General features: G+C 64.2%; 37 protein-coding genes. 33 read left to right on the top strand and 4 right to left on the bottom strand.

Features of this window, described 5'->3' with window-relative positions; all coding sequences use genetic code 11:
• The first annotated feature begins 13 nt into the window (after nt 1-13).
• The 32 genes from fusA to N2602_RS24515 all read left to right on the top strand — a co-directional run bounded on the left by fusA (nt 14) and on the right by N2602_RS24515 (nt 20591).
• Complete coding sequence (fusA, locus tag N2602_RS24670) at nt 14-2086, top strand: elongation factor G (protein WP_212254949.1); 2073 nt, start codon at nt 14-16, stop codon at nt 2084-2086.
• 40 nt (nt 2087-2126) lie between these two features.
• Nucleotides 2127-3317, top strand: coding sequence for an elongation factor Tu (tuf, locus tag N2602_RS24665; protein ID WP_025036994.1), 1191 nt, complete (start codon nt 2127-2129; stop codon nt 3315-3317).
• Between the two features lie 81 nt (nt 3318-3398).
• Nucleotides 3399-3707, top strand: a complete 309-nt coding sequence (rpsJ, locus tag N2602_RS24660; RefSeq protein WP_002712302.1) for a 30S ribosomal protein S10 — start codon at nt 3399-3401, stop codon at nt 3705-3707.
• A gap of 52 nt (nt 3708-3759) precedes the next feature.
• Nucleotides 3760-4473 (top strand): 50S ribosomal protein L3, encoded by a 714-nt coding sequence (gene rplC / locus N2602_RS24655; RefSeq protein ID WP_025036993.1) that lies wholly within the window; start codon nt 3760-3762, stop codon nt 4471-4473.
• Between the two features lies 1 nt (nt 4474).
• Nucleotides 4475-5095 (top strand): 50S ribosomal protein L4, encoded by a 621-nt coding sequence (gene rplD, locus N2602_RS24650; RefSeq protein WP_018647243.1) that lies wholly within the window; start codon nt 4475-4477, stop codon nt 5093-5095.
• On the top strand, nt 5092-5394 hold the full coding sequence (locus tag N2602_RS24645; RefSeq protein WP_025036992.1) for a 50S ribosomal protein L23: 303 nt from the start codon (nt 5092-5094) through the stop codon (nt 5392-5394). Before rplD ends, N2602_RS24645 begins: the two co-directional genes overlap by 4 nt.
• 12 nt (nt 5395-5406) lie before the next feature.
• Nucleotides 5407-6240 carry a 50S ribosomal protein L2 gene (rplB, locus tag N2602_RS24640; protein WP_172783201.1) on the top strand — a complete coding sequence of 278 codons (834 nt, stop codon included), beginning with the start codon at nt 5407-5409 and terminating at the stop codon, nt 6238-6240.
• Between the two features lie 12 nt (nt 6241-6252).
• Nucleotides 6253-6531, top strand: coding sequence for a 30S ribosomal protein S19 (gene rpsS, locus N2602_RS24635; RefSeq protein WP_008136357.1), 279 nt, complete (start codon nt 6253-6255; stop codon nt 6529-6531).
• A 10-nt stretch (nt 6532-6541) separates the two neighbouring features.
• Nucleotides 6542-6928 carry a 50S ribosomal protein L22 gene (rplV, locus tag N2602_RS24630; protein WP_024342451.1) on the top strand — a complete coding sequence of 129 codons (387 nt, stop codon included), beginning with the start codon at nt 6542-6544 and terminating at the stop codon, nt 6926-6928.
• 17 nt (nt 6929-6945) lie between these two features.
• Nucleotides 6946-7671: a 30S ribosomal protein S3 gene (gene rpsC, locus N2602_RS24625; protein ID WP_061876881.1), complete on the top strand. Its 726-nt coding sequence runs from the start codon at nt 6946-6948 to the stop codon at nt 7669-7671.
• 30 nt (nt 7672-7701) lie between these two features.
• Complete coding sequence (gene rplP / locus N2602_RS24620; RefSeq protein ID WP_008136349.1) at nt 7702-8115, top strand: 50S ribosomal protein L16; 414 nt, start codon at nt 7702-7704, stop codon at nt 8113-8115.
• A gap of 5 nt (nt 8116-8120) precedes the next feature.
• On the top strand, nt 8121-8327 hold the full coding sequence (gene rpmC, locus N2602_RS24615; protein WP_025036989.1) for a 50S ribosomal protein L29: 207 nt from the start codon (nt 8121-8123) through the stop codon (nt 8325-8327).
• Between the two features lie 13 nt (nt 8328-8340).
• On the top strand, nt 8341-8589 hold the full coding sequence (rpsQ, locus tag N2602_RS24610; RefSeq protein WP_024342452.1) for a 30S ribosomal protein S17: 249 nt from the start codon (nt 8341-8343) through the stop codon (nt 8587-8589).
• 84 nt (nt 8590-8673) lie between these two features.
• Complete coding sequence (rplN, locus tag N2602_RS24605) at nt 8674-9042, top strand: 50S ribosomal protein L14 (protein WP_007603030.1); 369 nt, start codon at nt 8674-8676, stop codon at nt 9040-9042.
• The gene (gene rplX, locus N2602_RS24600) at nt 9042-9356 is read left to right on the top strand and encodes a 50S ribosomal protein L24 (protein WP_011088142.1); all 315 of its coding nucleotides are present in this window, start codon (nt 9042-9044) and stop codon (nt 9354-9356) included. Before rplN ends, rplX begins: the two co-directional genes overlap by 1 nt.
• Nucleotides 9349-9906, top strand: a complete 558-nt coding sequence (gene rplE / locus N2602_RS24595) for a 50S ribosomal protein L5 (RefSeq protein ID WP_025036988.1) — start codon at nt 9349-9351, stop codon at nt 9904-9906. The genes rplX and rplE overlap by 8 nt, the downstream gene beginning before the upstream one ends.
• Before the next feature lie 46 nt (nt 9907-9952).
• Nucleotides 9953-10258 carry a 30S ribosomal protein S14 gene (rpsN, locus tag N2602_RS24590; RefSeq protein ID WP_028137018.1) on the top strand — a complete coding sequence of 102 codons (306 nt, stop codon included), beginning with the start codon at nt 9953-9955 and terminating at the stop codon, nt 10256-10258.
• Nucleotides 10259-10272: 14 nt separating this feature from the next.
• On the top strand, nt 10273-10671 hold the full coding sequence (gene rpsH / locus N2602_RS24585; protein WP_018322269.1) for a 30S ribosomal protein S8: 399 nt from the start codon (nt 10273-10275) through the stop codon (nt 10669-10671).
• Between the two features lie 16 nt (nt 10672-10687).
• The gene (gene rplF, locus N2602_RS24580) at nt 10688-11221 is read left to right on the top strand and encodes a 50S ribosomal protein L6 (RefSeq protein ID WP_172783202.1); all 534 of its coding nucleotides are present in this window, start codon (nt 10688-10690) and stop codon (nt 11219-11221) included.
• 11 nt (nt 11222-11232) lie between these two features.
• The gene (rplR, locus tag N2602_RS24575; protein ID WP_024342458.1) at nt 11233-11595 is read left to right on the top strand and encodes a 50S ribosomal protein L18; all 363 of its coding nucleotides are present in this window, start codon (nt 11233-11235) and stop codon (nt 11593-11595) included.
• A gap of 47 nt (nt 11596-11642) precedes the next feature.
• The gene (gene rpsE / locus N2602_RS24570) at nt 11643-12239 is read left to right on the top strand and encodes a 30S ribosomal protein S5 (RefSeq protein WP_014494507.1); all 597 of its coding nucleotides are present in this window, start codon (nt 11643-11645) and stop codon (nt 12237-12239) included.
• 25 nt (nt 12240-12264) lie between these two features.
• On the top strand, nt 12265-12459 hold the full coding sequence (gene rpmD / locus N2602_RS24565) for a 50S ribosomal protein L30 (RefSeq protein WP_025036984.1): 195 nt from the start codon (nt 12265-12267) through the stop codon (nt 12457-12459).
• A 75-nt stretch (nt 12460-12534) separates the two neighbouring features.
• Nucleotides 12535-13020 (top strand): 50S ribosomal protein L15, encoded by a 486-nt coding sequence (rplO, locus tag N2602_RS24560; RefSeq protein WP_025036983.1) that lies wholly within the window; start codon nt 12535-12537, stop codon nt 13018-13020.
• Nucleotides 13021-13168: 148 nt separating this feature from the next.
• Complete coding sequence (secY, locus tag N2602_RS24555) at nt 13169-14500, top strand: preprotein translocase subunit SecY (protein WP_172783203.1); 1332 nt, start codon at nt 13169-13171, stop codon at nt 14498-14500.
• Nucleotides 14497-15708, top strand: coding sequence for a preprotein translocase subunit SecY (locus tag N2602_RS24550; RefSeq protein ID WP_260379728.1), 1212 nt, complete (start codon nt 14497-14499; stop codon nt 15706-15708). Before secY ends, N2602_RS24550 begins: the two co-directional genes overlap by 4 nt.
• Nucleotides 15705-16547 (top strand): adenylate kinase, encoded by an 843-nt coding sequence (locus tag N2602_RS24545; protein WP_172783205.1) that lies wholly within the window; start codon nt 15705-15707, stop codon nt 16545-16547. The genes N2602_RS24550 and N2602_RS24545 overlap by 4 nt, the downstream gene beginning before the upstream one ends.
• A 187-nt stretch (nt 16548-16734) precedes the next feature.
• Entirely contained in the window at nt 16735-17103 is a 369-nt protein-coding gene (gene rpsM / locus N2602_RS24540; RefSeq protein WP_008549231.1) for a 30S ribosomal protein S13, read from the top strand.
• A gap of 122 nt (nt 17104-17225) precedes the next feature.
• On the top strand, nt 17226-17615 hold the full coding sequence (gene rpsK / locus N2602_RS24535) for a 30S ribosomal protein S11 (RefSeq protein ID WP_007603045.1): 390 nt from the start codon (nt 17226-17228) through the stop codon (nt 17613-17615).
• A 115-nt stretch (nt 17616-17730) separates the two neighbouring features.
• Complete coding sequence (locus tag N2602_RS24530) at nt 17731-18762, top strand: DNA-directed RNA polymerase subunit alpha (protein ID WP_029674561.1); 1032 nt, start codon at nt 17731-17733, stop codon at nt 18760-18762.
• Nucleotides 18763-18883: 121 nt separating this feature from the next.
• Nucleotides 18884-19300, top strand: coding sequence for a 50S ribosomal protein L17 (gene rplQ, locus N2602_RS24525; protein WP_025036979.1), 417 nt, complete (start codon nt 18884-18886; stop codon nt 19298-19300).
• A 195-nt stretch (nt 19301-19495) separates the two neighbouring features.
• Nucleotides 19496-20284 carry an SDR family NAD(P)-dependent oxidoreductase gene (locus tag N2602_RS24520; RefSeq protein ID WP_260379727.1) on the top strand — a complete coding sequence of 263 codons (789 nt, stop codon included), beginning with the start codon at nt 19496-19498 and terminating at the stop codon, nt 20282-20284.
• Between the two features lie 10 nt (nt 20285-20294).
• A complete protein-coding gene (locus tag N2602_RS24515; protein ID WP_212254952.1) occupies nt 20295-20591 on the top strand; it encodes a DUF1330 domain-containing protein in 297 nt (98 codons plus the stop codon).
• A gap of 8 nt (nt 20592-20599) precedes the next feature.
• On the opposite strand, the gene N2602_RS24510 is transcribed toward N2602_RS24515, so the two are convergent.
• The 3 genes from N2602_RS24510 to N2602_RS24500 form a co-directional block, all read right to left on the bottom strand.
• Nucleotides 20600-21574: a tripartite tricarboxylate transporter substrate binding protein gene (locus N2602_RS24510; protein WP_172783207.1), complete on the bottom strand. Its 975-nt coding sequence runs from the start codon at nt 21572-21574 to the stop codon at nt 20600-20602.
• Between the two features lie 25 nt (nt 21575-21599).
• The gene (locus N2602_RS24505; protein WP_260379726.1) at nt 21600-23093 is read right to left on the bottom strand and encodes an amidase; all 1494 of its coding nucleotides are present in this window, start codon (nt 23091-23093) and stop codon (nt 21600-21602) included.
• A gap of 97 nt (nt 23094-23190) precedes the next feature.
• The gene (locus tag N2602_RS24500; protein ID WP_260379725.1) at nt 23191-24204 is read right to left on the bottom strand and encodes a zinc-binding alcohol dehydrogenase family protein; all 1014 of its coding nucleotides are present in this window, start codon (nt 24202-24204) and stop codon (nt 23191-23193) included.
• A gap of 122 nt (nt 24205-24326) precedes the next feature.
• On the opposite strand from N2602_RS24500, the gene N2602_RS24495 reads away from it, so the two are divergent.
• Entirely contained in the window at nt 24327-24701 is a 375-nt protein-coding gene (locus N2602_RS24495; protein ID WP_260379724.1) for a helix-turn-helix domain-containing protein, read from the top strand.
• A 172-nt stretch (nt 24702-24873) separates the two neighbouring features.
• Here N2602_RS24495 and N2602_RS24490 read toward each other — a convergent pair whose 3' ends face one another.
• A complete protein-coding gene (locus tag N2602_RS24490) occupies nt 24874-26487 on the bottom strand; it encodes an OprO/OprP family phosphate-selective porin (RefSeq protein ID WP_212254955.1) in 1614 nt (537 codons plus the stop codon).
• Nucleotides 26488-26513: the final 26 nt, after the last annotated feature.

The raw sequence follows: 26513 nt of genomic DNA, 5'->3' as shown, positions 1-26513 counted from the left end.
CAAGGAACGACCCATGCCCCGCCAACATGCCATCGAGGACTACCGTAACTTCGGTATCATGGCGCATATCGACGCCGGCAAGACCACGACCACCGAGCGCATCCTCTATTACACCGGCAAGAGCCACAAGATCGGCGAAGTGCACGAAGGTGCCGCGACGATGGACTGGATGGAGCAGGAGCAGGAGCGTGGCATCACGATCACCTCGGCTGCGACCACCGCGTTCTGGAACGGCAAGCGCCTGAACATCATCGACACGCCCGGCCACGTCGACTTCACCATTGAAGTCGAGCGTTCGCTGCGCGTGCTCGACGGCGCCGTCTGCGTGCTCGACTCCAACCAGGGCGTCGAGCCCCAGACCGAGACCGTCTGGCGCCAGGGCGACAAGTACAAGGTTCCGCGCATCGTCTTCGCCAACAAGATGGACAAGATCGGTGCCGACTTCTTCAAATGTCTGTCGGACATCGTCGATCGTCTGGGCGCCAAGCCCGTCGCGATCCAGCTTCCGATCGGTGCCGAGAACAACTTCAAGGGTCTCGTCGACCTCGTGAAGATGAAGGGCGTCGTCTGGAACGACGAGTCGCTCGGTGCCAAGTTCGACTATGTCGACATTCCGGAAGACCTCGTCGACCAGGCCAAGGAATACCGCGAGAAGATGGTGGAAGCCGCCGTCGAGCTCGACGATGACGCCATGGCCGCCTATCTCGACGGCAAGGAGCCGGACGAGGCGACCCTGAAGCGCCTGATCCGCAAGGCGGTGCTGACCGGCGCGTTCTATCCCGTGCTGTGCGGCTCGGCCTTCAAGAACAAGGGCGTGCAGCCGCTGCTCGACGCCGTCGTCGACTACCTGCCGTCGCCGCTCGACGTGCCCGCGATCAAGGGCACCGACGACAAGGGCAACGAAGTCGTGCGCAAGGCGGACGACAAGGAGCCGCTGGCGCTGCTCGCGTTCAAGATCATGGACGACCCGTTCGTCGGCACCATCACCTTCTGCCGCATCTACTCCGGCATTCTGCAGAGCGGCACCGGCGTCGTGAACTCGACCCGCGAGAAGAAGGAGCGGATCGGGCGCATGCTGTTGATGCATGCGAACAACCGCGAGGACATCAAGGAAGCCTACGCCGGCGACATCGTCGCGCTGGCCGGCCTGAAGGAAGCGCGCACCGGTGACACGCTGTGCGATCCCGACAAGCAGGTGATCCTGGAGAAGATGGAATTCCCCGAGCCGGTCATCGAGATCGCGATCGAGCCGAAGTCCAAGGCCGACCAGGAGAAGCTGGGCGTGGCGCTGGCCAAGCTCGCCGCGGAGGATCCGTCCTTCCGCGTGTCGACCGACCACGAGTCCGGCCAGACCATCCTCAAGGGCATGGGCGAGCTCCATCTCGACATCAAGGTCGACATCCTCAAGCGCACCTACAAGGTCGATGCCAACATCGGCGCGCCGCAGGTGGCGTTCCGCGAGCGCATCACCAAGCGGGTGGAGCACAGCTACACCCACAAGAAGCAGACCGGCGGTACCGGCCAGTTCGCGGCCGTGTCGTTCATCGTCGAGCCGAACGAAGCCGGCAAGGGCTTCGAGTTCGAATCGAAGATCGTCGGCGGCGCGGTGCCTAAGGAATACATCCCCGGCGTCGAGAAGGGCCTGGAGAGCGTGCTGTCGTCCGGCGTGGTCGCGGGCTTCCCCGTGGTCGACGTCAAGGTGCAGCTGGTCGACGGCAAGTATCATGACGTCGACTCGTCGGCGCTCGCCTTCGAAATCGCCTCGCGTGCCTGCTTCCGCGAAGCGCTGCAGATGGGCAAGTCCGTCCTGCTCGAGCCGATCATGAAGGTCGAGGTGGTGACCCCGGAAGACTACACCGGCTCGGTCATCGGCGACCTGAATTCCCGGCGCGGTCAGATCCAGGGGCAGGACATGCGCGGCAACGCCAACGTCATCAACGCGATGGTGCCGCTCATGAACATGTTCGGTTACGTGAACAATCTGCGCTCGATGAGCCAGGGTCGCGCGACCTTCACCATGCAGTTCGATCACTACGCAGAAGCGCCGGCCAACGTGTCGGCAGAAGTCCAGAAGAAGTTTGCCTGATTGTCGTCGGTTGAAAGCTGACGATTGAACGGAGAGTCAAATGGCCAAAGCAAAGTTTGAACGTACCAAGCCGCACTGCAACATCGGCACCATCGGTCACGTCGACCATGGCAAGACGTCGCTGACCGCGGCGATCACCAAGGTTCTCGCCGAAGCCGGCGGTGCGACGTTCACCGCGTACGACCAGATCGACAAGGCGCCGGAAGAGAAGGCCCGCGGCATCACCATCTCGACCGCGCACGTCGAGTACGAGACGCCGAACCGGCACTACGCCCACGTCGACTGCCCCGGCCACGCCGACTACGTGAAGAACATGATCACCGGCGCTGCCCAGATGGACGGCGCGATCCTGGTCGTGTCGGCCGCTGACGGCCCGATGCCGCAGACCCGCGAGCACATCCTGCTCGCCCGCCAGGTCGGCGTGCCCGCGCTCGTGGTGTTCCTCAACAAGTGCGACATGGTCGACGATCCGGAGCTGCTCGAGCTCGTCGAGCTCGAAGTCCGCGAGCTGCTCTCGAAGTACGAATTCCCCGGCGACAAGATCCCGATCATCAAGGGTTCGGCGCTGGCCGCTCTCGAAGACTCCGACAAGAAGCTCGGCCACGACGCCATCCTCGAGCTGATGAAGAACGTCGACGAGTACATCCCGCAGCCGGAGCGTCCGATCGACCAGCCGTTCCTGATGCCGGTTGAAGACGTGTTCTCGATCTCGGGCCGCGGCACCGTCGTGACCGGCCGTGTCGAGCGCGGCGTCGTCAAGGTCGGCGAGGAAATCGAGATCGTCGGTCTCCGCGCCACCCAGAAGACCACCGTCACCGGCGTCGAAATGTTCCGCAAGCTGCTCGATCAGGGCCAGGCCGGCGACAACATCGGCGCGCTGCTCCGCGGCACCAAGCGCGAGGACGTCGAGCGCGGCCAGGTTCTGGCCAAGCCGGGTTCGGTCAAGCCGCACACCAAGTTCAAGGCTGAGGCCTACATCCTCACCAAGGAAGAGGGCGGTCGCCACACCCCGTTCTTCACCAACTACCGTCCGCAGTTCTACTTCCGCACCACCGACGTGACCGGTGTCGTGCACCTGCCGGAAGGCACCGAGATGGTGATGCCGGGCGACAACATCGCGATGGAAGTGCACCTGATCGTGCCGATCGCGATGGAAGAGAAGCTCCGCTTCGCGATCCGCGAAGGCGGCCGCACCGTCGGCGCCGGCGTCGTCGCCTCGATCATCGAGTAATTACGAGAAAAGGGACGGCGAGTAGCGAATGGTGACATTCGCTATTCGCTATTCGCCACCCACTGAAGAGAGACCACGGCAATGAACGGCCAAAACATTCGTATCCGTCTCAAGGCGTTCGACCATCGTATCCTCGATACGTCGACCCGCGAGATCGTGAACACGGCGAAGCGCACCGGCGCGCAGGTCCGCGGACCCATTCCGCTGCCCACCCGCATCGAGAAGTTCACCGTCAACCGTTCGCCCCACGTCGACAAGAAGAGCCGCGAACAGTTCGAGATGCGCACTCACAAGCGCCTGCTCGACATCGTCGATCCGACCCCGCAGACCGTCGATGCTTTGATGAAGCTCGACCTGGCCGCCGGTGTCGACGTCGAGATCAAGCTCTAAGATTTTGGATCCCGTTCGCCAAAAGCGGACAAAGAGAACAGGAAGCAAGCCGATGCGCTCCGGAGTGATCGCACAAAAGGTCGGGATGACGCGGGTCTTCACGGAGGCCGGCGAACATATCCCCGTGACCGTGCTGAAGCTCGGCAATTGCCAGGTCGTAGGCCACCGCACCGAAGAGAAGAACGGTTACGTCGCGCTCCAGCTCGGTTCGGGCAGCCGCAAGACCGTTTACATGCCGAAGGCCGAGCGCGGCCAGTTCGCGGTCGCCAAGGTCGAGCCGAAGCGCCGGGTCGAGGAATTCCGCGTCACCGCGGACGCCATGATCCCGGTCGGCGCTGAGATCCAGGCTGACCACTTCGTCGTCGGTCAGTTCGTCGACGTCACCGGCACCTCGGTCGGTAAGGGCTTCGCCGGCGGCATGAAGCGCTGGAACTTCGGCGGTCTGCGCGCCACGCACGGTGTGTCGATCTCGCACCGCTCGATCGGTTCGACTGGTGGCCGTCAGGACCCCGGCAAGACCTGGAAGAACAAGAAGATGCCCGGCCACATGGGTGTCGACCGCATCACCACGCTCAACCTTCGCGTCGTCCAGACCGATGTCGAGCGTGGCCTGATCCTCGTCGAGGGCGCCGTTCCCGGCTCCAAGGGCGGCTGGATCCGCGTGCGCGACGCCGTCAAGAAGCCGCTGCCGAAGGAAGCTCCGAAGCCCGGCAAGTTCAAGGTTGCTGGCGACGCGGAAGCCGCTCCGGCTGCGCAGGAGGCGTGAGATGGAATTGAAGGTCACCACCCTCGAAGGTAAGGAAGCCGGCTCCGTCCAGCTGTCCGACGCCATTTTCGGTCTCGAGCCGCGCGAGGACATCATCGCGCGCTGCGTGCAGTGGCAGCTCAACAAGCGCCAGGCCGGCACGCACAAGGCCAAGGGCCGCGCCGAGATCTGGCGCACCGGTAAGAAGATGTACAAGCAGAAGGGCACCGGCGGTGCTCGTCACGGCTCGGCCCGCGTGCCGCAGTTCCGCGGCGGCGGTCGTGCCTTCGGTCCGGTGGTGCGTTCGCACGCCACCGACCTGCCGAAGAAGGTCCGTGCGCTCGCACTGAAGCATGCGCTCTCGGCCAAGGCCAAGGACGGCGATCTCGTCGTGATCGAGAAGGCCGCGCTGGAAGCCGCCAAGACCAAGGCGCTGCTCGGCCACTTCTCGGGCCTCGGCCTCACCAACGCGCTGATCATCGACGGTGCCGAGCTCAACAACGGCTTCGCCGCTGCGGCCCGCAACATCCCGAACATGGACGTGCTGCCGATCCAGGGCATCAACGTCTATGACATCCTGCGCCGTCAGAAGCTCGTTCTGACCAAGGCCGCCATCGATGCGCTGGAGGCGCGCTTCAAATGAGCAAGAACATCGAGCCTCGCCACTACGACGTGATCCTGTCGCCGGTCGTGACCGAAAAGGCGACGATCGCTTCGGAGCACAACAAGGTGCTGTTCAAGGTGGCCGCCAAGGCAACCAAGCCGCAGATCAAGGAAGCGATCGAGAAGCTGTTCGACGTCAAGGTCAAGAGCGTCAACACGCTGGTCCGCAAGGGCAAGGTCAAGGCCTTCCGCGGCACCATCGGCTCGCAGTCGAACAGCAAACGCGCGATCGTGACCCTCGAAGAGGGTCACCGGATCGACGTCACCACCGGTCTGTAAGGTCGTACGACGATGGCACTGAAGACATTCAATCCCACGACGCCGGGCCAGCGCCAGCTGGTCATGGTCGATCGTTCGGCCCTGTACAAGGGCAAGCCGGTCAAGGCGCTCACCGAAGGCAAGAAGTCCTCGGGCGGTCGCAACAACACCGGTCGCATCACCGTGCGCTTCCGCGGCGGCGGTCACAAGCAGACGCTGCGCCTCGTCGACTTCAAGCGCGACAAGGTCGATGCGCCCGCGACGGTCGAGCGGCTGGAATACGATCCGAACCGCACTGCGTTCATCGCGCTGATCAAGTACCAGGACGGCGAGCAGGCCTATATTCTGGCGCCGCAGCGTCTGGCCGTGGGCGACACCATCGTGGCCGGGAACTATGTCGACGTGAAGCCGGGCAACGTCATGCCGCTCGGCAACATGCCGGTCGGCACGATCATCCACAACATCGAGGTCAAGATCGGGAAGGGTGGCCAGCTGGCCCGTTCCGCGGGGACCTATGCCCAGCTCGTCGGCCGCGATCAGGACTACGTCATCATCCGCCTGAATTCGGGCGAGCAGCGCCTGGTGCACGGCCGTTGCCGCGGCACGATCGGCGCGGTGTCGAACCCGGATCACATGAACACCTCGATCGGCAAGGCCGGCCGCAACCGTTGGCTGGGCCGCAAGCCGCATAACCGCGGTGTTTCGATGAACCCGATCGACCATCCGCACGGCGGTGGTGAAGGTCGTACCTCGGGCGGTCGTCACCCGGTCACTCCGTGGGGCAAGCCGACCAAGGGCAAGAAGACCCGCTCCAACAAGTCGACCAACAAATTCATTCTCCTAAGCCGCCACAAGCGGAAGAAGTAAGGAACGCCGGACATGGTTCGTTCAGTCTGGAAAGGCCCGTTCGTCGAGGGTTCTCTGCTCAAGAAGGCAGATGCCGCGCGCGCGTCCGGCCGTCACGACGTCATCAAGATCTGGAGCCGTCGCTCGACGATCCTGCCGCAATTCGTCGGTCTGACCTTCGGCGTCTACAACGGTCAGAAGCACGTGCCGGTGGCCGTGAACGAGGAAATGGTCGGTCACAAGTTCGGCGAGTTCTCGCCGACCCGGACCTTCCATGGCCACTCCGGCGACAAGAAAGCCAAGAAGGCTTGAGGATTAAACGATGAGCAAACCTAAGCGCGAACGGAGCCTCGCCGAGAACGAGGCCAAGGCGGTCGCCCGGATGCTGCGGGTGAGCCCGCAGAAGCTCAACCTGGTCGCCCAGCTCATTCGCGGCCGGAAGGCGTCTGCCGCGCTCGCCGACCTGCAGTTTTCGCGCAAGCGGATCGCGGTCGACGTGAAGAAGTGCCTGGAATCGGCGATCGCCAACGCCGAGAACAACCACGACCTCGACGTCGACGATCTCGTCGTGGCGCAGGCCTTCGTCGGCAACGGCCTCGTGATGAAGCGCTTCGCCGCCCGCGGCCGTGGCCGCTCGGGCCGTGTCTACAAACCGTTTTCGCAGCTGACGATCATCGTTCGTCAGGTCGAAGCTGAAGCCGCCGCTTAAGGGCGCAGGAGAACACGATGGGTCAAAAGATCAATCCGATCGGTCTGCGCCTCGGCATCAACCGGACCTGGGATTCCCGCTGGTTCGCCGGCAAGCAGGAATACGGCAAGCTGCTGCACGAGGACGTCAAGATCCGTGAGATCCTGCACAAGGAGCTCAAGCAGGCGGCCGTCGCCCGCATCGTGATCGAGCGTCCGCACAAGAAGTGCCGCGTCACCATCCACTCGGCCCGTCCGGGCGTGGTGATCGGCAAGAAGGGCGCCGACATCGACAAGTTGCGCAAGAAGGTCGCGGACATCACCTCGTCCGACGTCGTCATCAACATCGTCGAAATCCGCAAGCCGGAGCTCGATGCGACGCTGGTGGCCGAGTCGATCGCGCAGCAGCTCGAGCGCCGCGTGGCTTTCCGCCGTGCCATGAAGCGCGCCGTGCAGTCGGCGATGCGTCTCGGCGCGGAAGGCATCCGCATCAACTGCTCGGGTCGTCTGGGCGGTGCGGAAATCGCGCGCATGGAGTGGTACCGCGAAGGCCGCGTGCCGCTGCACACGTTGCGTGCCGACATCGACTACGGCGTTGCGACGGCGTTCACGACCTTCGGCACCTGCGGCGTCAAGGTCTGGATCTTCAAGGGCGAGATCCTCGAGCACGATCCGATGGCCCAGGACAAGAGAATGGCCGAAGGCGAGACCGGCGGCAGTGGCGATCGCGGTGGCCGTCAGCGCCGCGAGACGGCCGCTGCCTAAAGCCAGACAGGAATTTGAGGGCTTAAAGCCATGATGCAACCTAAGAAAACGAAGTTCCGGAAGGCGCATAAGGGCCGCATCCACGGCGTTGCGTCTTCGGGCGCGACGTTGGCGTTCGGCCAGTTCGGCCTGAAGGCGACCGAGCCTGAGCGCGTCACCGCGCGCCAGATCGAAGCCGCCCGCCGCGCGCTGACCCGCCACATGAAGCGCGCCGGCCGCGTCTGGATCCGCGTGTTCCCCGACGTTCCGGTGTCGAAGAAGCCGGCCGAAGTCCGCATGGGCTCCGGCAAGGGTTCGCCGGAATTGTGGGTCGCGCGCGTCAAGCCGGGCCGGGTGCTGTTCGAGATCGACGGCGTCAACACCCAGACGGCGCGTGAGGCGCTGACCCTGGCGGCCGCCAAGCTGCCGATCAAGACGCGCTTCGTCGAGCGCATTGCGGAGTAATGGCCATGGCCCAGATGAAGATCGAAGACATCCGCGCGATGAGCCCCGACCAGCAGGATGAGGCCATCCTGAACCTGAAGAAGGAGCGCTTCAACCTGCGCTTCCAGCGCGCCACCGGGCAGCTCGAGAACACCTCGCGCCTGCGCGAGGCCCGCCGTGACATCGCCCGGATCAAGACCATCGCCGCGCAGACGCGCGCGAAGAAGAAGTAAGAGGCTTACGAAGATGCCGAAACGTACTTTGCAGGGCGTGGTCGTCAGCGACAAGCAAGCCAAGACCATCGTGGTGCGCGTCGACCGCCGCTTCACGCACCCGATCTACAAGAAGACGATCCGCCGTTCCAAGAACTACCACGCGCACGACGAGAGCAATCAGTTCAAGCCGGGCGACATGGTGTGGATCGAGGAAACCAAGCCGATTTCGAAGTTGAAGCGCTGGGTCGTGATCCGGGGCGAACACAAGAAAAGCGCCTGATCTGTTGGCTTTAGCCGACTGACTTCAGGGAAATGTTGAGCGCCGGCTGGGCTGGCGCAAAGAGAAAGAGGACGAGGTGCATCAATGATTCAGATGCAGACCAACCTCGACGTGGCCGACAATTCTGGCGCACGCCGTGTCATGTGTATCAAGGTGCTCGGGGGCTCCAAGCGCCGCTACGCCACGATCGGCGACATCATCGTCGTGTCGATCAAGGAAGCCATTCCGCGTGGCAAGGTGAAGAAGGGCGACGTGATGAAGGCCGTCGTGGTGCGCGTCCGCAAGGACATCCGCCGCGCCGACGGCTCGGTCATCCGCTTCGACCGCAACGCCGCCGTGCTGATCAACAACCAGTCCGAGCCGGTCGGCACCCGTATCTTCGGGCCCGTGCCGCGCGAGCTGCGCGCCAAGAACCACATGAAGATCATCTCGCTCGCGCCGGAGGTGCTGTGATGGCTGCGAAGATCCGCAAGGGCGACAAGGTCGTCGTGCTGACCGGCCGCGACAAGGGCCGCACCGGCGAAGTGTTCGAGGTTCGCCCCGACGCCGGCACCGCGCTGGTGCGCGGCATCAACATGGTCAAGCGTCATCAGAAGCAGACGCAGGCCCAGGAGGGCGGCATCATCTCGAAAGAGGCGCCGATCCAACTGTCCAACATCGCGTATGTCGGCAAGGACGGAAAGCCGACCCGCGTCGGATTCAAGATTCTGGCGGACGGCAAGAAGGTCCGCATCGCCAAGAGCTCGGGAGCTGAGATCGATGGCTGAGGCCGCTTACACGCCGCGCCTGCGCGCGGAATATGACGCGAAGATCCGCACGGCTCTGACCGAGAAGTTCGGTTACGAGAACGTCATGCAGGTTCCGCGCCTGGACAAGGTCGTGCTGAACATGGGCGTTGGCGATTCCGTCAACGACCGCAAGAAGGCCGAGACCGCCGCTGCCGAATTGACCCAGATCGCCGGCCAGAAGGCGATCGTGACCTATTCGCGCATCGCGATCGCGACCTTCAAGCTGCGTGAGAACCAGCCGATCGGCTGCAAGGTCACGCTGCGCAAGGCCCGCATGTACGAGTTCATCGATCGCCTGGTGAACGTTGCGCTGCCGCGCGTGCGCGACTTCCGCGGCCTGAACCCGAAGAGCTTCGACGGCCGCGGCAACTACTCGCTCGGCATCAAGGAGCACATCATTTTCCCCGAGATCGACTTCGACAAGGTTACGGAAGCCCGCGGTATGGACATCACCGTCTGCACCACGGCCAAGACCGACGAAGAGGCGAGGGCCTTGTTGACCGCTTTCAATTTCCCGTTCCGGCAGTGAGACGCTGACTTAGAGCCTCTCAAACGCGGATACCCAGGAGCCAAGCATGGCAAAGAAGAGTTCAGTCGAGAAGAACAACCGGCGCAAGCGGATGGTGAAGAACGCCGCCGCCAAGCGCGAGCGGTTGAAGGCGATCATCGCCGACAAGACGCTGCCGATGGAGGAGCGGTTCGCCGCGACCCTGAAGCTGGCGGAAATGCCGCGCAACTCGTCGGCGACCCGCATCCGCCTGCGCTGCGAGCTGTCGGGCCGTCCGCGCTCGAACTATCGCAAGAACAAGCTGTCCCGTATCGCGCTGCGCGAACTTGGCTCCAAGGGCATGGTCCCGGGCCTCGTGAAGTCCAGCTGGTAAGGAGGGTCGTTTAGATGTCTACGCACGATCCAATCAGCGATCTGATCACCCGTATCCGCAACGCGCAGATGCGCTCCAAGACCAAGGTCTCCACGCCTGGTTCGAAGATGCGCGAGAACGTGCTCGAGGTCCTCAAGTCCGAGGGCTACATCCGCGGCTACGCCACGCTCGAGCACTCCTCGGGCCGCAGCGAGATCGAGATCGAGCTGAAGTATTTCGACGGCGAGCCCGTCATCCGCGAGATCGAACGTGTCTCCAAGCCCGGGCGCCGTGTTTACGCCTCGGTGAAGAACCTGCCGCGGGTGAATAACGGTCTCGGCATTTCGGTGTTGTCGACGCCGAAGGGGATCATGGCCGACCACAGCGCGCGCGACGCGAATGTGGGCGGTGAAGTCCTCTTCACGGTGTTCTGAGAAGGATTTTTCATCCATGTCACGAGTTGGCAAAAGGCCTGTGGCGGTTCCGTCGGGTGTGACCGCGACCGTCGATGGGCAGACCGTCAAGATGAAGGGGCCGAAGGGCCAGCTTCAGTTCGTCGTTCATGACGACGTCGAGGTGAAGCTCGAGAACGGCCAGGTCAAGGTCAAGCCGCGCGCTGAGACCAACCGCGCGCGGGCGCTGTACGGCACCGCTCGCGCCCAGGTCGCGAATCTGGTCGAAGGCGTCACCAAGGGCTTCGAGAAGAAGCTCGAGATCACCGGCGTCGGCTATCGCGCCGCGATGCAGGGCAAGAATCTGCAGCTCGCGCTCGGTTACAGCCATGACGTGATCTATCCGATCCCCGAGGGGATCACGATCACCGTGCCGAAGCCGACCGAGATCACGGTGACGGGCAGCGACGTCCAGCGTGTCGGCCAGGTCGCCGCCGAGATCCGCTCCTATCGCCCGCCGGAGCCCTACAAGGGCAAAGGCGTGAAGTATGTTGGCGAATTCATCTTCCGCAAGGAAGGCAAGAAGAAGTAACGGAGCCGGTCATGTCCAAAGCCAAGGTTACGAATGCCCGGCGCAAGCGGAGTGTGCGGCTGAAGCTGCGCCGTTCCGCCGGCGGCCGTCCGCGCCTGTCGGTGTTCCGCTCGTCCAAGCACATCTACGCCCAGGTCATCGACGACCTGAAGGGCGAGACGCTGGCCTCTGCCTCGTCGCTCGAGAAGTCGATGCGCGACGGCGGCAAGACCGGCGCCGACATCGATGCGGCGAAGGCGGTCGGCAAGTTGCTGGCCGAGCGCGCCGCCGAGAAGGGCGTCAAGGAAGTCGTGTTCGATCGCGGCAGCTATCTCTATCACGGGCGCGTCAAGGCTCTGGCCGACGCGGCGCGTGAGAGCGGGCTGAGCTTCTAACAGAATTTGAGGATTGAGGCGCAAGCCTCTGAAGGATTGGAAAAACCATGGCAGCTGAACGCGAACAACGTGGTGGACGCGATCAACGCGGCGGCGGACGTGAACGCAGGGAGCGCGAGGAGCGCGACAGCGAGTTCGTCGACAAGCTCGTCCACATCAACCGCGTGGCCAAGGTCGTCAAGGGCGGCAAGCGCTTCGGTTTCGCAGCGCTGGTCGTGATCGGCGACCAGAAGGGCCGCGCCGGCTTCGGTCACGGCAAGGCGCGCGAAGTGCCTGAGGCGATCCGCAAGGCGACCGAGTCCGCCAAGCGCAACCTGACGCGGGTGTCGCTGCGCGAGGGCCGTACGCTCCATCACGACATCGCCGGCCGTCATGGCGCGGGCCGTGTCTACCTGCGTGCAGCTCCGGCCGGTACCGGCATCATCGCCGGCGGCCCGATGCGCGCCGTGTTCGAGACGCTCGGCGTCCAGGACGTGGTGGCGAAGTCGATCGGCTCGTCGAACCCGTACAACATGGTGCGCGCGACCTTCGACGCGCTGAAGCACCAGGATTCGCCGCGTTCGGTCGCAGCCCGCCGCAACATCAAGGTGTCCACCCTCCAGTCCCGTCGTATCGGCGGCGATGCCGAGGCGGCCGCCGACTAACGGAAGCTTTTCGGAGTAGACTCCCATGGCCAAGGCCGCAAAGACGATCAAGGTCGAGCAGACCGGCAGCGCGATCCGCCGCCATCACTCGCAGCGTTCGACCCTGATCGGGCTCAAGCTCAACAAGATCGGCCGCACCAGCGAACTGCCGGATACCCCGGCGGTCCGCGGCATGATCGAGAAAGTTCACCATCTCGTCCGCATCATCGACGAGAAGTAAGCAAAGGCGGACGGTCCCGGAAAGCCGGAAGCGGTTTTCGGTGAAGATCGTGCGCAAGACACAAGGAGAAGGGCGATGAAGCTCAGCGATATCGCCGACAACGCCGGCTCGCGCAAGAAGCGTATGCGCGTCGGCCGCGGCATCGGTTCCGGCAAGGGCAAGCAGTCCGGCCGCGGCGGCAAGGGCCAGACCGCGCGTTCGGGCGTGCGCATCAAGGGTTTCGAAGGCGGCCAGATGCCGATGCATCGCCGTCTGCCCAAGCGCGGCTTCAACAACATCTTCCGCGTCGAGTTCGCCGAGATCAATCTCGACCGGCTCCAGGAAGCGGTCGATGCCAAGAAGATCGACGCCGGCAGCGTCGTCAACGTCGAGGCCCTGGTGAAGGGCGGCGTGCTGCGCCGCGCCAAGGCCGGCCTGCGGCTGCTCGGCCGTGGCGAGCTCAAGTCCAAGCTCAACATCGAAGTGCACGGCGCCAGCAAGACCGCGATCGCGGCGGTCGAGAAGGCCGGCGGCTCGGTGAAGATCCTCGCCCAGCCCAAGGAAGAAGGCGAGGCGGCGTAACAACTGCGTCATTGGCCCGCGGCGCGCGGGCCTTTACGCATGCGGGACGTGGACTTATCGAAGCCGAGCCCCAGATAATGTCCGGCGTCCGCTAAACTAGCCCGGCCGCGGGCATGACGGCGCAACAGGCGGCGGGAGAAAGTCCAAGATGGTCTCTGCAGCGGAACAACTGGCAGCCAATCTCAATTTCGGCGCGTTTGCCAAGGCCGACGAACTGAAGAAGCGCATCTGGTTCACCCTGGGTGCGCTGCTCGTTTATCGGCTCGGGACCTACATCCCGCTGCCCGGCATCGATCCCAACGTCTGGGAGCAGGTGTTCCGCTCCCAGGCGGGCGGCATTCTCGGCATGTTCAACATGTTCGCCGGCGGCGGCATCCACCGCATGGCGATCTTCGCGCTGAACATCATGCCGTACATCTCGGCCTCGATCATCATCCAGCTCCTCACCACCGTCTCGCCGCAGCTCGAGGCCCTGAAGAAGGAAGGTGAGGCCGGCCGCAAGACGCTGAACCAGTACACGCGCTATCTGACCGTCATCCTGGCCGCGTTCCAGTCCTACGGCATCGCGGTGGGCCTCGAAGGCGCCGGCAACGTCGTCGCCGACCCCGGCTTGTTCTTCCGCCTGTCCACGGCGATCACGCTGACCGGCGGCACCATGTTCCTGATGTGGCTCGGCGAGCAGATCACCTCGCGCGGCATCGGCAACGGTATCTCGCTGATCATTCTCGCCGGCATCGTCGCCGAGCTGCCCGCGGCGCTCGCCGGCATGCTCGAGCTCGGCCGTCAGGGCGCGATGTCGACCGGCCTGATCCTGGTCGTCATCGTCATGGCCGTCGCCGTGATCGCCTTCATCGTGTTCATGGAGCGCGCCCAGCGCCGGCTCTTGATCCAGTATCCGAAGCGCCAGGTCGGCAACAAGATGTTCGAGGGCCAGTCCTCGCATCTGCCGCTCAAGCTCAACACCTCCGGCGTGATCCCGCCGATCTTCGCATCCTCGCTGCTCTTGCTGCCGACCACGGTTGCGAACTTCAACACGGGAAGTGGGCCGGAGTGGTTCCAGTGGATCACCACCCAGCTCGGCCATGGCCGCCCGCTGTTCCTGATCATGTATCTGGCGCTGATCGTGTTCTTCGCCTTCTTCTACACCGCGATCGTGTTCAACCCGACCGAGACCGCGGACAATCTGAAGAAGCACGGCGGCTTCATTCCGGGCATTCGCCCGGGCGAGCGCACCGCGGAATACATCGACTATGTGCTGTCGCGCATCACCGTGCTGGGCGCGATCTATCTCGCCATCGTCTGCTTGATCCCGGAAATCCTGATCTCCTACGCCTCGGTGCCGTTCTATTTCGGCGGCACCTCGCTCTTGATCGTCGTCAGCGTCACCATGGACACGGTGGCCCAGGTGCAAGGCTATCTGCTGGCGCACCAGTACGAAGGCCTGATCCGCAAGTCCAAGCTGCGGGGCCGCCGTAGATGAGCAGGGAGCTCGCGCGCCGAATCGCTTTCACGATCGGCGCGCTGCTCCTTTTCAGGCTCGGCACACAGATCCCGATTCCGGGACTGGATCTCTCCGACGTCTCGCCGACGCTGGATCTCGTCTCCCGGCTTTCGATCTTTGCGCTCGGCCTCATTCCCTATCTGACTGCGGCAATCTTCATCCGGCTGCTCTCCGTGGTGTGGCGCGGCCTGAATTCGCTCGAACGGTCGGGCGAGGGCGGACAGCGCAAGATCGCGCGCGCCACGCTCGGTCTCACACTCGGGCTTGCGGCCTTTCAGGCCTACGGCATCGCCTCGGCACTGACGTCGATCCCGGGCCTGGTCAAAAATCCCGACGGCTGGTTCGTGACGACGGCTACGGCCTCGATGGTCGGCGGCGTCTTCGTGCTGGTGTGGCTCAGCGAACAGATGACCCGCTACGGCATTGGCAATGGCTTGGCGTTGATCTTGAGCGCGGGCTTCATCGTCGCCATTCCGCAAAACATTGCCGGTATCGCGGATCTCGTGCGGAGCGGGGCGATCTCGGGCAATCTTGTGCTCGGCCATGTCGTGTTCTGGATCGCGACCGTCGTCGTGATCGTGCTTGTCGAAGGCGCGCGGCGAAATATCCGGGTCCAGTTCGCCGCACACAGCGTCGGCACGCGGCAACTGCCTGTGCGCGATGCAATGCTGCCGATCAAGCTCAACAGCGCCGGGTTCCTGATTCCCGTCACCGTAGCGCCGTGGATATTCTATCTGCCGCTTGCCTTTGCAGGCTTCCTTCTGGGCAGCGATCATCCCCTCGTCGCCGCGGCCTACCGGCATCTCCAGCTCGGGCAGCCGGTGCACGTTATTCTGGTGTCGATCGCCGTGTTCGTGCTCGCCTTCGTCTATACCGCCTATGTCGTCGATCCCGAACACACGGCCAAATCCCTGGCGGATCGTGGCGGCACCATTCCTGGTGTCGCTCGGGGTGAAGCCACGGCCGACTATCTCGATCGCGTGGTGTCATTGACGACAGTCGTCGGAGCCGTCTACCTGACGGCGTTGCAGTTGATTCCGGAGGTGTTCGAGCTTTACGGGATCGGGCTGCCTTATAGTATGGTCGTCAATGGCGGTGGGGCGCTGGTTGTGGTTTGCACCGCTCTTGATATCAAAGCACAGGTGCGCGACGTATCGCTCACCAATCCGGGGGGCGTACGCCGATGAGAATTATACTTCTGGGACCGCCGGGGTCGGGCAAGGGGACTCAGGCCCAGCTCTTGGTGCAGCGCTATGGCATCGTCCAGCTCTCGACCGGCGAGATGCTGCGTGCCGCGGTTGCGGCCGGCACCCCGGTCGGGTTGAAGGCCAAGGAGATCATGGCCAGCGGCGGCCTCGTGCCCGATGACGTCGTGGTGGGAATCATTTCCGACCGCATCGACCAGCCGGATGCCAAGAACGGTTTCATCCTCGACGGTTTTCCGCGCACCGTGCCGCAGGCCGAGGCGCTGGACGAGCTGCTCAAGCGCAAGCACCTCAAGCTCGACGCCGTGATCGAGCTCCGCGTCAACGAGAGCGCGCTTCTGAGCCGCGTCGAGACCCGCGTCGCCCAGATGCGGGAGCGCGGCGAGGAGGTCCGACTCGACGACACCCCGGAGGTCCTGACCAAGCGGCTGGCCAGCTACCGCAGCCAGACGGAACCGCTGATTCACTACTATTCCGAGCGTCGGAAGCTCTCGACCATCGACGGCATGATGGCCATCGACGAGGTCACCCGCGCCATCCACCGCCAGCTGCTGGCGCTGGGGGCGGTCGAGCCCAAGACGCATGCCCGGAGCGCCGCCAAGGCAGCGCCGGCCAAGAAGGCCAAGGCGGGGAAGAAATCGCCCCAAAAGCCGGCGAAGGCTGCCAAGAAGGCCGCCAAATCGGCCAAAACCGCCAAAAAGGCCAAGAAAACCGCCAAGAAGACGGTCAAAAAGGCAGCCAAGAAGACCGCCAAGAAGGCCGTCAAAAAGGGTGCCAAAAAGGCTGCAAAAAAGGTCACGAAAAAGCGAGCCAAACGCTAGCAGCGGTTGACGAAAGCCCCTGGAATCCCCTAATAAGCCCCGCATCCAAGTCGGATAGTTTCAGACGATGCCGGGCCCCAGGAAGACCGGGGGTGGGCGTCGTGTTCGCGTTTGTGAACACCTGCCCGAGAACGCAAGCACTTAAAGCCCGATTCCTGACGAGGGGTCGGCAACAGGAGAGAAGGCCGTGGCCCGTATTGCCGGCGTGAACATTCCCACCAACAAGCGCGTGCTGATCGCGCTCCAGTACATCCATGGCATCGGTCAGAAGATCGCCGGTGAGATCCTGGAGAAGGTCAAGATCCCCGTGGATCGTCGCGTCAACCAGCTCAGCGACGCCGAAGTGCTCCAGATCCGCGAAGTCATCGACCGCGACTATCTCGTCGAGGGCGACCTGCGTCGTGAGGTCGGCATCAACATCAAGCGTCTGATGGACCTCGGATGCTATCGCGGCCTGCGTCATCGTCGCGGTCTGCCGGTGCGCGGTCAGCGGACCCACACCAATGCGCGCACGCGCAAGGGCCCGGCCAAGGCCATCGCCGGCAAGAAGAAGTAAGTTTTCGGATCCAGTCACGGCGTGTGGCGATGCGGGGAGGCCCGTTCGCCACGCGCTTTTCGTTCCACAGGTGTAGCCGCTGGCATTACGGCGGCGTTTGAGATCTTCAGGAAAGGGACTCAATGGGCAAGGAAGCCACCCGCGTTCGTCGTCGTGAGCGCAAGAACATCGCCTCCGGCGTCGCGCATGTGAACTCGTCGTTCAACAACACGACCATCACCATCACCGACGCGCAGGGCAACACGATCGCCTGGTCTTCGGCCGGCACGATGGGCTTCAAGGGCTCGCGCAAGTCGACCCCGTACGCCGCGCAGGTTGCCGCCGAGGACGTGTCCAAGAAGGCGCAGGAGCACGGCATGCGCACGCTGGAAGTCGAGGTCGCCGGTCCCGGTTCGGGCCGCGAATCGGCGCTCCGCGCGCTCCAGGCCGCCGGCTTCACCGTCACCTCGATCCGCGACGTGACCACGATCCCGCACAACGGTTGCCGTCCGCGCAAGCGTCGTCGCGTTTGATTTTTGACGAGCTGCGGGCGCATCGGCGCCCGCAGTGACTTTGCAAGAAGCCGCGGGAATGATCTGCGGCCTTTCTCCAACGCCAGTATTTGCACCGTCAAATCGACTGGCCTGTATGGGTGAAACAGTGACGATCCAGAAAAATTGGCAAGAACTGATTCGGCCGAACAAGCTCCAGGTCACGCCTGGCAGCGATCCCTCGCGTTTTGCGACCATCGTCGCCGAGCCGCTCGAGCGTGGTTTCGGCCAGACCCTCGGCAATGCGCTGCGCCGCATCCTGCTCTCCTCGCTTCAGGGCGCGGCCGTGCAGTCGGTGCACATCGACGGCGTGCTGCACGAGTTCTCCTCGATCGCGGGCGTCCGTGAGGACGTCACCGACATCGTGCTGAACATCAAGGACATCTCGATCAAGATGCAGGGCGAAGGCCCCAAGCGCATGGTCGTGAAGAAGCAGGGTCCGGGCGTCGTCACCGCCGGCGACATCCAGACCGTCGGCGATGTGGTCGTGCTCAATCCCGATCTGCAGATCTGCACGCTCGACGAGGGCGCCGAGATCCGCATGGAGTTCACGGTCTCGACCGGCAAGGGCTACGTGCCCGCCGAGCGCAATCGTCCCGAGGACGCGCCGATCGGCCTGATCCCGGTCGACAGCCTGTACTCGCCGGTCCGCAAGGTCTCCTACAAGGTCGAGAACACCCGCGAGGGCCAGATCCTCGACTACGACAAGCTGACCATGACGATCGAGACCAACGGCGCGATCACGCCGGATGACTCGGTGGCTTACGCTGCCCGCATCCTGCAGGATCAGCTCAACGTGTTCGTCAACTTCGAAGAGCCGCGCAAGGAAGTCGCCCAGGAGATCATCCCGGACCTCGCCTTCAACCCGGCCTTCCTCAAGAAGGTGGACGAGCTCGAGCTGTCGGTGCGTTCGGCCAACTGCCTGAAGAACGACAACATCGTCTACATCGGCGACCTCGTGCAGAAGAGCGAGGCGGAAATGCTCCGCACCCCGAACTTCGGCCGCAAGTCGCTGAACGAGATCAAGGAAGTGCTGGCCCAGATGGGTCTGCACCTCGGCATGGAAGTGCCGGGCTGGCCGCCGGAGAACATCGACGAGCTCGCCAAGCGCTTCGAGGATCATTACTGATCGACTTCACCGTCGCGGCCGGAGACATCTGGCCGCGATTTTTATGGGCGAACGCAGGAAGCCCACCTGAGCAACTGGTCCGACGAACCGTCGCGGCAGTTCATACGTAAGGAATAGACACATGCGTCACGGCAAGGTTCATCGGAAGCTCAACCGCACGGCCGAGCACCGCAAGGCGATGTTCGCCAACATGGCGGCCGCGCTGATCAAGCACGAGCAGATCGTCACCACGCTGCCCAAGGCCAAGGAGCTCCGCCCGATCGTCGAGAAGCTCGTCACGCTCGGCAAGAAGGGCGGCCTGTCGCTGCGCCGTCAGGCCATCTCCGAGCTGCGCGACGTCGACATGGTCAAGAAGCTCTTCGACACGCTGGCGACCCGCTACAAGGACCGCCAGGGCGGCTATACCCGCATCATCAAGGCCGGCTTCCGCTACGGCGACAACGCCGCGATGGCCGTGATCGAGTTCGTCGATCGCGACGTCGATGCCAAGGGCCAGGATTCCGGCCCGGTGCAGGAGAAGGAAGCCGAGGCGGCGTAAGCCCGACCGGCATGGAGTTTCAAAAGCGGCGCCTTCGGCGCCGCTTTTTCGTTGCGTAGGAACGGTAGGGTGGGCAAAGGCGCGCGCTCTTCGCGCGCCGTGCCCACCATTCACAATCCTCACGCGTCAGTGAGTCCTGATTGCAGCTGAGGGAGCCGCTTCCGATATCTCCATCCACATCCATGGAGATATCGCATGAACATCGACCTTTCCGGAAAGACCGCCCTCGTCACCGGCTCGACCGCCGGCATTGGCCATGCCATCGCCAAGGGCCTTGCCGCCTCGGGCGCCAGCGTCGTCATCAACGGCCGCGGCCAGGACAAGGTCGATGCGGCGGTGCGCAAGCTGGAAGGGACGGGCGCCAAGGTCCGCGGAATCGCGGCCGACGTCTCGACCGCGGCAGGCTGCAAAGCACTCGTTGCGGCGCTGCCCGAGGTCGACATCCTCATCAACAATGCCGGCATCTTCGAGCCCAAGGATTTCATCGACATCCCCGACGAGGACTGGAGCCGTTTCTTCGAGGTCAATGTGATGAGCGGCGTGCGGCTGTCGCGGGCCTATATGAAGGGCATGCTCGCGCGCAATTGGGGCCGCATCGTCTTCATCTCCTCGGAGTCCGGGCTCAACATTCCCGTCGAGATGATCCACTATGGCATGACCAAGACGGCCCAGCTTTCCGTTGCGCGCGGCCTGGCGCAGCTCACCGCTGGCACCGGCGTCACTGTCAATTCCGTGCTGCCGGGCCCGACCATGTCGGAGGGCGTCGAGACGTTCGTCAAGGATCTCGCCAGGCAGAGCGGCCAGTCCGTGGACGAAGCCGCGGCCAACTTCGTCAGGCAGCATCGCCCGAGCTCGCTGCTGCAGCGCTTCGCCAGCGTCGACGAGATCGCCAACATGGTGGTCTATGTCGCCTCGAAGGAGGCCTCGGCGACCAACGGCGCTGCGCTGCGCGCCGAGGGCGGCATCGTCAACACGATCGCCTGAGGCGATGCGCATGACGGCCTATGTGATCTCCGAGGTCGAGGTGCGCGATCCCGCTGCATTCGAGGCCTATCGCGCCTTGGCTGCCGAGACGATCGCGCAGTACGGCGGGCGTTATCTCGTCCGCGGCGGCCAGGCCGAGCTGCTTGAGGGCGGTCCATCACCGAAGGCCATCGTCATCGTCGAGTTCCCGACGATGGCACGGCTGAAGGAGTGGTACGCCTCTTCCGAGTATGCCGAGGCCCTGAAGCTGCGCGCGAGCGCGCTTCAGCGCAGACTGCTGCTTGTCGAAGGCGTATCGACGCCGTAGGCGTCCGGCTACTCGTCCTTGATGCCGGCCTTCTGCGCGATGTCCTTCATCTCGGCCGTCTCTTTGGTCACCGCTCCGGCCCAGTCGTCAAAGCGTGCGAAGCCGGGCTCGAAGCCGACCTTGACGAAGCGCTCCACAACGGAAGGGCTGTTGATGATCTCCTCCAGCGTCGCCGTGAGCTTGTCGCGAACCGGCGGCGGCAGCCCCTTGGGCGCGACCACCGCGCCCCATGACGAGAAGTCGATGGCGGGATAGCCGAGCTCTGCCAATGTCGGTGTGTCGGGCAGGAATGGTGTGCGCTGGCCGGAGAATACGGCCATCACCTTGACGGTGCCGGCCTCGATCTGCGGCTTCACGGCGATCACGGTGTCGACATGGTACTGGATGTGCTTGCCGATGAGATCGTTCATCGCCGGCGCGCTGCCCTTGTAGGGCAGGTGGACCATCTTGATTCCGGCGTTCGACTTGAACAACTCGCCGGCGAAATGCGACACCGTCGCGACGCCGAAGGAGGCCAGCGACAGCTTGTCCGGATTGGCCTTTGCCTCCGCGACCAGCGCAGGCAGATCCTTGACCGGATTGTCCTTGTAGGTGACCAGCGCCAGGGTGATCTTGCCGACCCGGCCGAGCGGCTCGAAATCCTTGGCCGCATCGTAAGGAACGCTCTCCTTCACGGCGGCCGGCAAGGTGAAGCTCGAGTTCGAGCTGAAGAACAGGGTGTATCCGTCGGGCGCCGCGCGCGCCACCTCCTTGGCCGCGATCGTGGTGCCCCCGCCGGGACGGTTCATGATGATGACGGGCTTGCCGAGCCGGGCTTCGAGCTCGCCGCCGATGATGCGGGCCACCACGTCGGAGGCTCCGCCCGGCGGGAACGGGACGATCAATTGCAGTGATTTCTCGGGATACGATTGCGCGGTTGCGAGCGAGTTGACGCTGATCGAGCCGATCGCGGCGAGCGCTAGCGTCAGGAACGTTGTTTTCATCGTGTCGTTTTCCGCGGTTGACGTTTCAATCGAAGGCGAGAAATCCCGGCTTGTTCGCAATCGGCGGCTGCCTGGCAAGCCACGCAACGTCGGGAACAGGGCGGGCGGTATCCGGATTGGCAGCGAGCACCGCTTCGATTTCGCGCGCGACCGCGAGCGTGGCGAGATCGCCGCCGCGCGGGCCGATCACCTGGATGCCGAACGGCAGGCCGGCGTCGTCGCTTCCGGCCGGGATTGCGACGGTGGGATGGCCGACATTGGTGACGGCATAGGCGAGCGCGAGCCAGTGGAAATAGCTCTTGGTCGGCCGGCCGTCGATCTCGGCTGGATAGAGCTCCGACCACGGCCGTGGGCTGATGGTGACCGCAGGCGCGAGAATGAAATCGTGATCCGCGAAGAAGGTTTGCCAGCGCCGGTACAGGTCGGTCTGCATCGAGAGCGCACGCGCCACGTCGGCGGCGGAATAGCCGAGCCCCTCCGCGACGTTGTCGCGAACGTTGGGCCCGATCTTGTCCGGAAACTTCTCCACGAGCTCGCGATGGCGGCCGAGGAATGCGACGGCGCGCAGGATGCTGAATACCTCGTCCGCGCCGGTGCAATCAGGATGAGCCCATTCGACTCCGCGAAATACAGTTTCGAACGAATTGAGCTTCTGTCTGAAGGCGCGGGCGACCACCCCCTCGGTCGGCGCAAAGCCGAAATCGCTGGTTGCAGCAATGCGGAGCGCGGAGAGATCGACGCGCGGCGGATTGCGATAGAGCGCCGCCGAGGGCGAACCGCCCGCATGAAGGATCGCCGATAACGGATCGCGGGCGTCACGATCCAGCATGCAGGACAGCATGAGGCAAGCGTCGGGCACGGTTCTCGCCATCGGCCCGAGCTGCGAGATCTGCAGCCAGGCCATGTTGCGGCTGTTGCTGGCGATCAGTCCGGGCGAGGGCCGGAAGCCGACCACGCCGCAAAAGGATGCCGGATTCCGCACGGAGCCACCGGTATCGGATCCGGTCGCGAGCGGCACCATCCCAGTGGCGAGCGCGACGGCCGATCCTCCCGACGAACCGGCGGCCGATCGATTGGGATCGAAGGGATTGCCGGTCGCGCCATACACGGCGTTGCGCGTGTTGCCGCCGGCGCCCCATTCCGGCACGTTGGTCTTGCCGATAACGATCGCGCCCTCGCGCTTGAGCATCGCGACGATGGCCTCGTCCTGCCTGGCGACATTGTCCGCGAACAGCACGCTGCCGAAGCTGGTCGGCAATCCTTCCGCATCGATCAGGTCTTTGACACCGAGCGGCAGCCCATGCACGGCGCCGAGGGTCTCACCGCGCATCACGGCGGCCTCGCGCTCGCGCGCCGTCTTGCGCGCGGTTTCGAACGAGCGCGCAACGACGGCATTGACCGCCGGATCGACCGCTTCGATGCGACGGATGCAGCTATCCGTCAGCTCGACGGGGGAGAGCTTGCGTTGGCCAATCAGCGCGCGTGCCGCGACCGCCGACAGGTCGCATGGTTCGGTCATCATCACTCTGCTTGTTGCTGGTCCCGGCGGGCGGGGGTCGGCCCTCTTTTCCGGGACCGCAGACGCATGATGCCTCAATTGACGCGGAGTGCCAAGCCTACCACCCCTCCAGCACGATCTTGCCGCGCGACTTGCCGCTCTCCAGCAGCGCGTGCGCGCGCTTGAGGTTGGCGGCGTTGATCGTGCCGAAGGTCTGGTCCAGCGTAGTGCGCAACACGCCCTTGTCGATGAGGTCGGCGACGTCGTTGAGCAGATGATGCTGCGCGATCATGTCAGGCGTCTGGAACGAGGAGCGCGTGAACATGGATTCCCAGTGCACCGAGATCGCCTTGCCCTTGAATGCGGCAACCGTGAACTCAGGGGGATCGTCAATCAGGCCGAACTTGCCCTGCGGGGCCATGAATTCCGCGATCGCCTTGTAGTGCTGGTCGGTGTAGGTGAGGCTGGCCACCAGCGCGACCGGCGGCAGCTTCAACTTCTCGATCTGCTCCTTCATCGGCTTGCCATGGTCGATCACCGCATGCGCGCCGAGATCGAGGCACCATTTTTGCGATTCCGGCCGGGTGGCGGTGGCGAGCACCGTCAGCCCGGTGAGGCGGCGCGCGAGCTGGATCAGGATCGAGCCGACGCCGCCGGCGCCGCCCGTGATCAACAGCGTGCGCGGATCGACGCTCTTGCCCGGCACCGCGCCGAGCCGGTCGAACAGCAATTCCCAGGCGGTGATGGAGGTGAGGGGAAGGGCGGCGGCCTGCGCGAACGACAGGCTCGTCGGCTTGTTGCCGACGATGCGCTCGTCGACCAGGTGGAATTCGGCATTGGTGCCCTGGCGCAGGATCGAGCCGGCGTAGAACACTTCGTCGCCCGGCTTGAACAGCGTGACCTCGGGCCCGGCCGCATCGACCACGCCGGCCGCGTCATAGCCCAGGATCTTGGTCTCGCCCTCGGGGGGCGCTGCGCGCTTGCGCACCTTGTAGTCGACCGGGTTGGCCGAGATCGCTTTTACCGCGACGCGGATGTCGCGCCCTTTGGGGTCGGGTTTTGCGGTCTCGAAATCGAACAGTGAATCCGCGTCCTCGATCGGGAGCGATTTTTTGTAGCCGACGGCCTTCATGGCGTGTCTCCATCAGATGGTTTTATTCGCCTGCCGCCCTAACTGTCGCTCTGGCTCCGATTTGGCAAGTACTGTAAATTCGGGGATATAGTCCCTGTTTGGATACTATTGGGAAAACCCGCATGAAACGCCGCAATTTCGCCCGTCGTCCCGGCTGCTCGGTCGAGGCGACGCTGGACCTGATCGACGGCAAGTGGAAGGGCGTGATCCTCTACCACCTGCAGAGCGGCACCCAGCGCTTTGGCGAATTGCGCCGCCGGATGCCCGGCATCACCCAGCGCATGCTGACGAAGCAGCTGCGCGCGCTGGAGGAAGACAAGCTCGTCATCCGCAAGGTCTATGCCGAGGTGCCGCCGCGCGTGGAGTATTGCTTGTCCGAGCTGGGTGAGAGCCTGAGGCCCGTGATCGATATCCTGAAGGCCTGGGGCGAGAGCCACCAGGAGCGGTTGTCCTGCGCGCCGCCGCCGGTGGTCCTGAAGAAGAAGCGCGCAGCGTGATGAAGGTGAGGGGTGGTGACGTTACCTCTCCCCGACGGGGAGAGGTCGAATTACGCCTGGCGATGCGCAGCATCGTCCAGAGCAATTCGGGTGAGGGGGCGCGGCATCCTCGATAGAGCGTAACCTCTCACCCGCGCCTTCGGCGACCTCTCCCTGCGGGAGAGGTGTAAAGTCAGAACGCGAACTGCGTGCGCATCGCGACCGCGTCGAACTTCGAGCCGACGTCTGCGGTCGATATCGGCGAGGCCTGCCGCGACACCGTGCCGTGCAGATAGTCGAGCATGAAGCGCACGTTGCCGTTGACGTACCAGTTGAGCGCGAGCGTATAGACCGTCTGTCGGCCACCTGCGACGCCGCTCGCCGTGGCGAGCTGATCGTTGAGGTCGATCGTCGAGAAGCGTCCGGCGATCTCCCACGCGCCCCAGCCGCCGCCGTCGAGCGAGAACGGATGCGCCGGCTTGACGCCGCTATAGGCCGCGTTCGCCGCATTGTAGGAGCGGCCTTCGCCGGTCAGCACATAGCCGGCCTGCGCGTAGCCGCCCTGGAATTTCAGGCTCGGTGCGCCGACCAGCGGCACACCGGTGTTGGCGGTGCGATCGACATTGTACCAGAAATACTCGCCCTGGACGATGAACGGGCCGTAGGTCGCTGCCGCCTCGACGCTGTAGACCTGCGCGCCCGAGGCATTGGCGATGGCGCCGGTCGAGATCAGCGTGGTCGGGTCGAGACGCAATTCCGGACGATCGCTCAGCGTGACCGTCTGCGTGTTGGCGATGAGATTGCGCGGCGGCTGGATCAGCCATTGCGCATCGGCGCCGATATGCACCGAATAATCCTTGCCGCTGATGGGATTGCCGGCCACGCGTGCCACGGCGCCATATTGCTCGCTGGTGCCCGCCGGCGCCGCGCTCGAGGCGGAATGGATCGCGCCGGTCGAGGGCCCCGTGACATAGCCGCCGATCCACAGCTGGTCGTTGAACCAGCGCGCACCGGCTGCGGAACGGAAGTCACCGGCGGCGATGTTGGTCGCGATCACGCCAGGCGAGGCGCGCTCCATGAACATGATGTCGTTCGAGCTCGTCGCCTCGTCCATGGTGTAGGGCAAGTCCATGATGCCGGCCTCGATCGCCATCTTGCCGCCGAACGGCTTCAGGCCGGTGTAGCTGAGATACGCGTTCTCGACGCCGGAGACGCCGCCGCCCGGCAGCGATCCCGGAGCTGTGCCGCCAAATCCGTCGGACGAGCCGCCGAAATCGTAGACCAGCGCAAAATTCCAGTCGTTGAAGAACTTGCCGGTGACGCCGATGCGCGCGCGGCGGACATTCTGGCCGCTGTCGAGCTTTTGCGGCACGGTGGCTGCGGTGTTGGGGCGGTAGTCATAGCCGCCGACGTCCCAATGCACGCGGCTGGTGATGGCGACGCAGTTGGCCTGGTCGGCGGTGCAGATCGTCGGCCGGTTGTTTGGCATCGTCACGACGACGCCGGATGCCGGCGCCGGCCCCTTGACCGGGATTGCCGCGTTGGCATTGGCCACCGCGGCCTTTGCCTCCGCGCGCGCCTCGGCCTTTGCCTCTGCCTTGGTTTCGGCTTTTGCCTTTGCCGCGGCCGCCGTGTTCGCCGCGGTCTGGCTCTGCAGCTTGTCGAGCTTCTGCTCGAGCATTTTCAGCTGCTGCTTCAACAGCGCGATCTCCTGCTCGCTGCTGCTTGCCGATTGGGCTTGGGCCTGCGATGCCGCCAGCGCGCCGGCGAGACCAATCGCGGTGGCCGCAATTCTTGTTCTGCTCACGTTACGCTCCATCATTTGACTGTTTC

The sequence above is a fragment of the Bradyrhizobium sp. NC92 genome, from assembly GCF_025200865.1.
Classification (GTDB): Bacteria; Pseudomonadota; Alphaproteobacteria; order Rhizobiales; family Xanthobacteraceae; genus Bradyrhizobium.
Note: the sequence above shows the minus strand (reverse complement) of the source record. Positions and strands in the feature narration are given on the sequence as shown.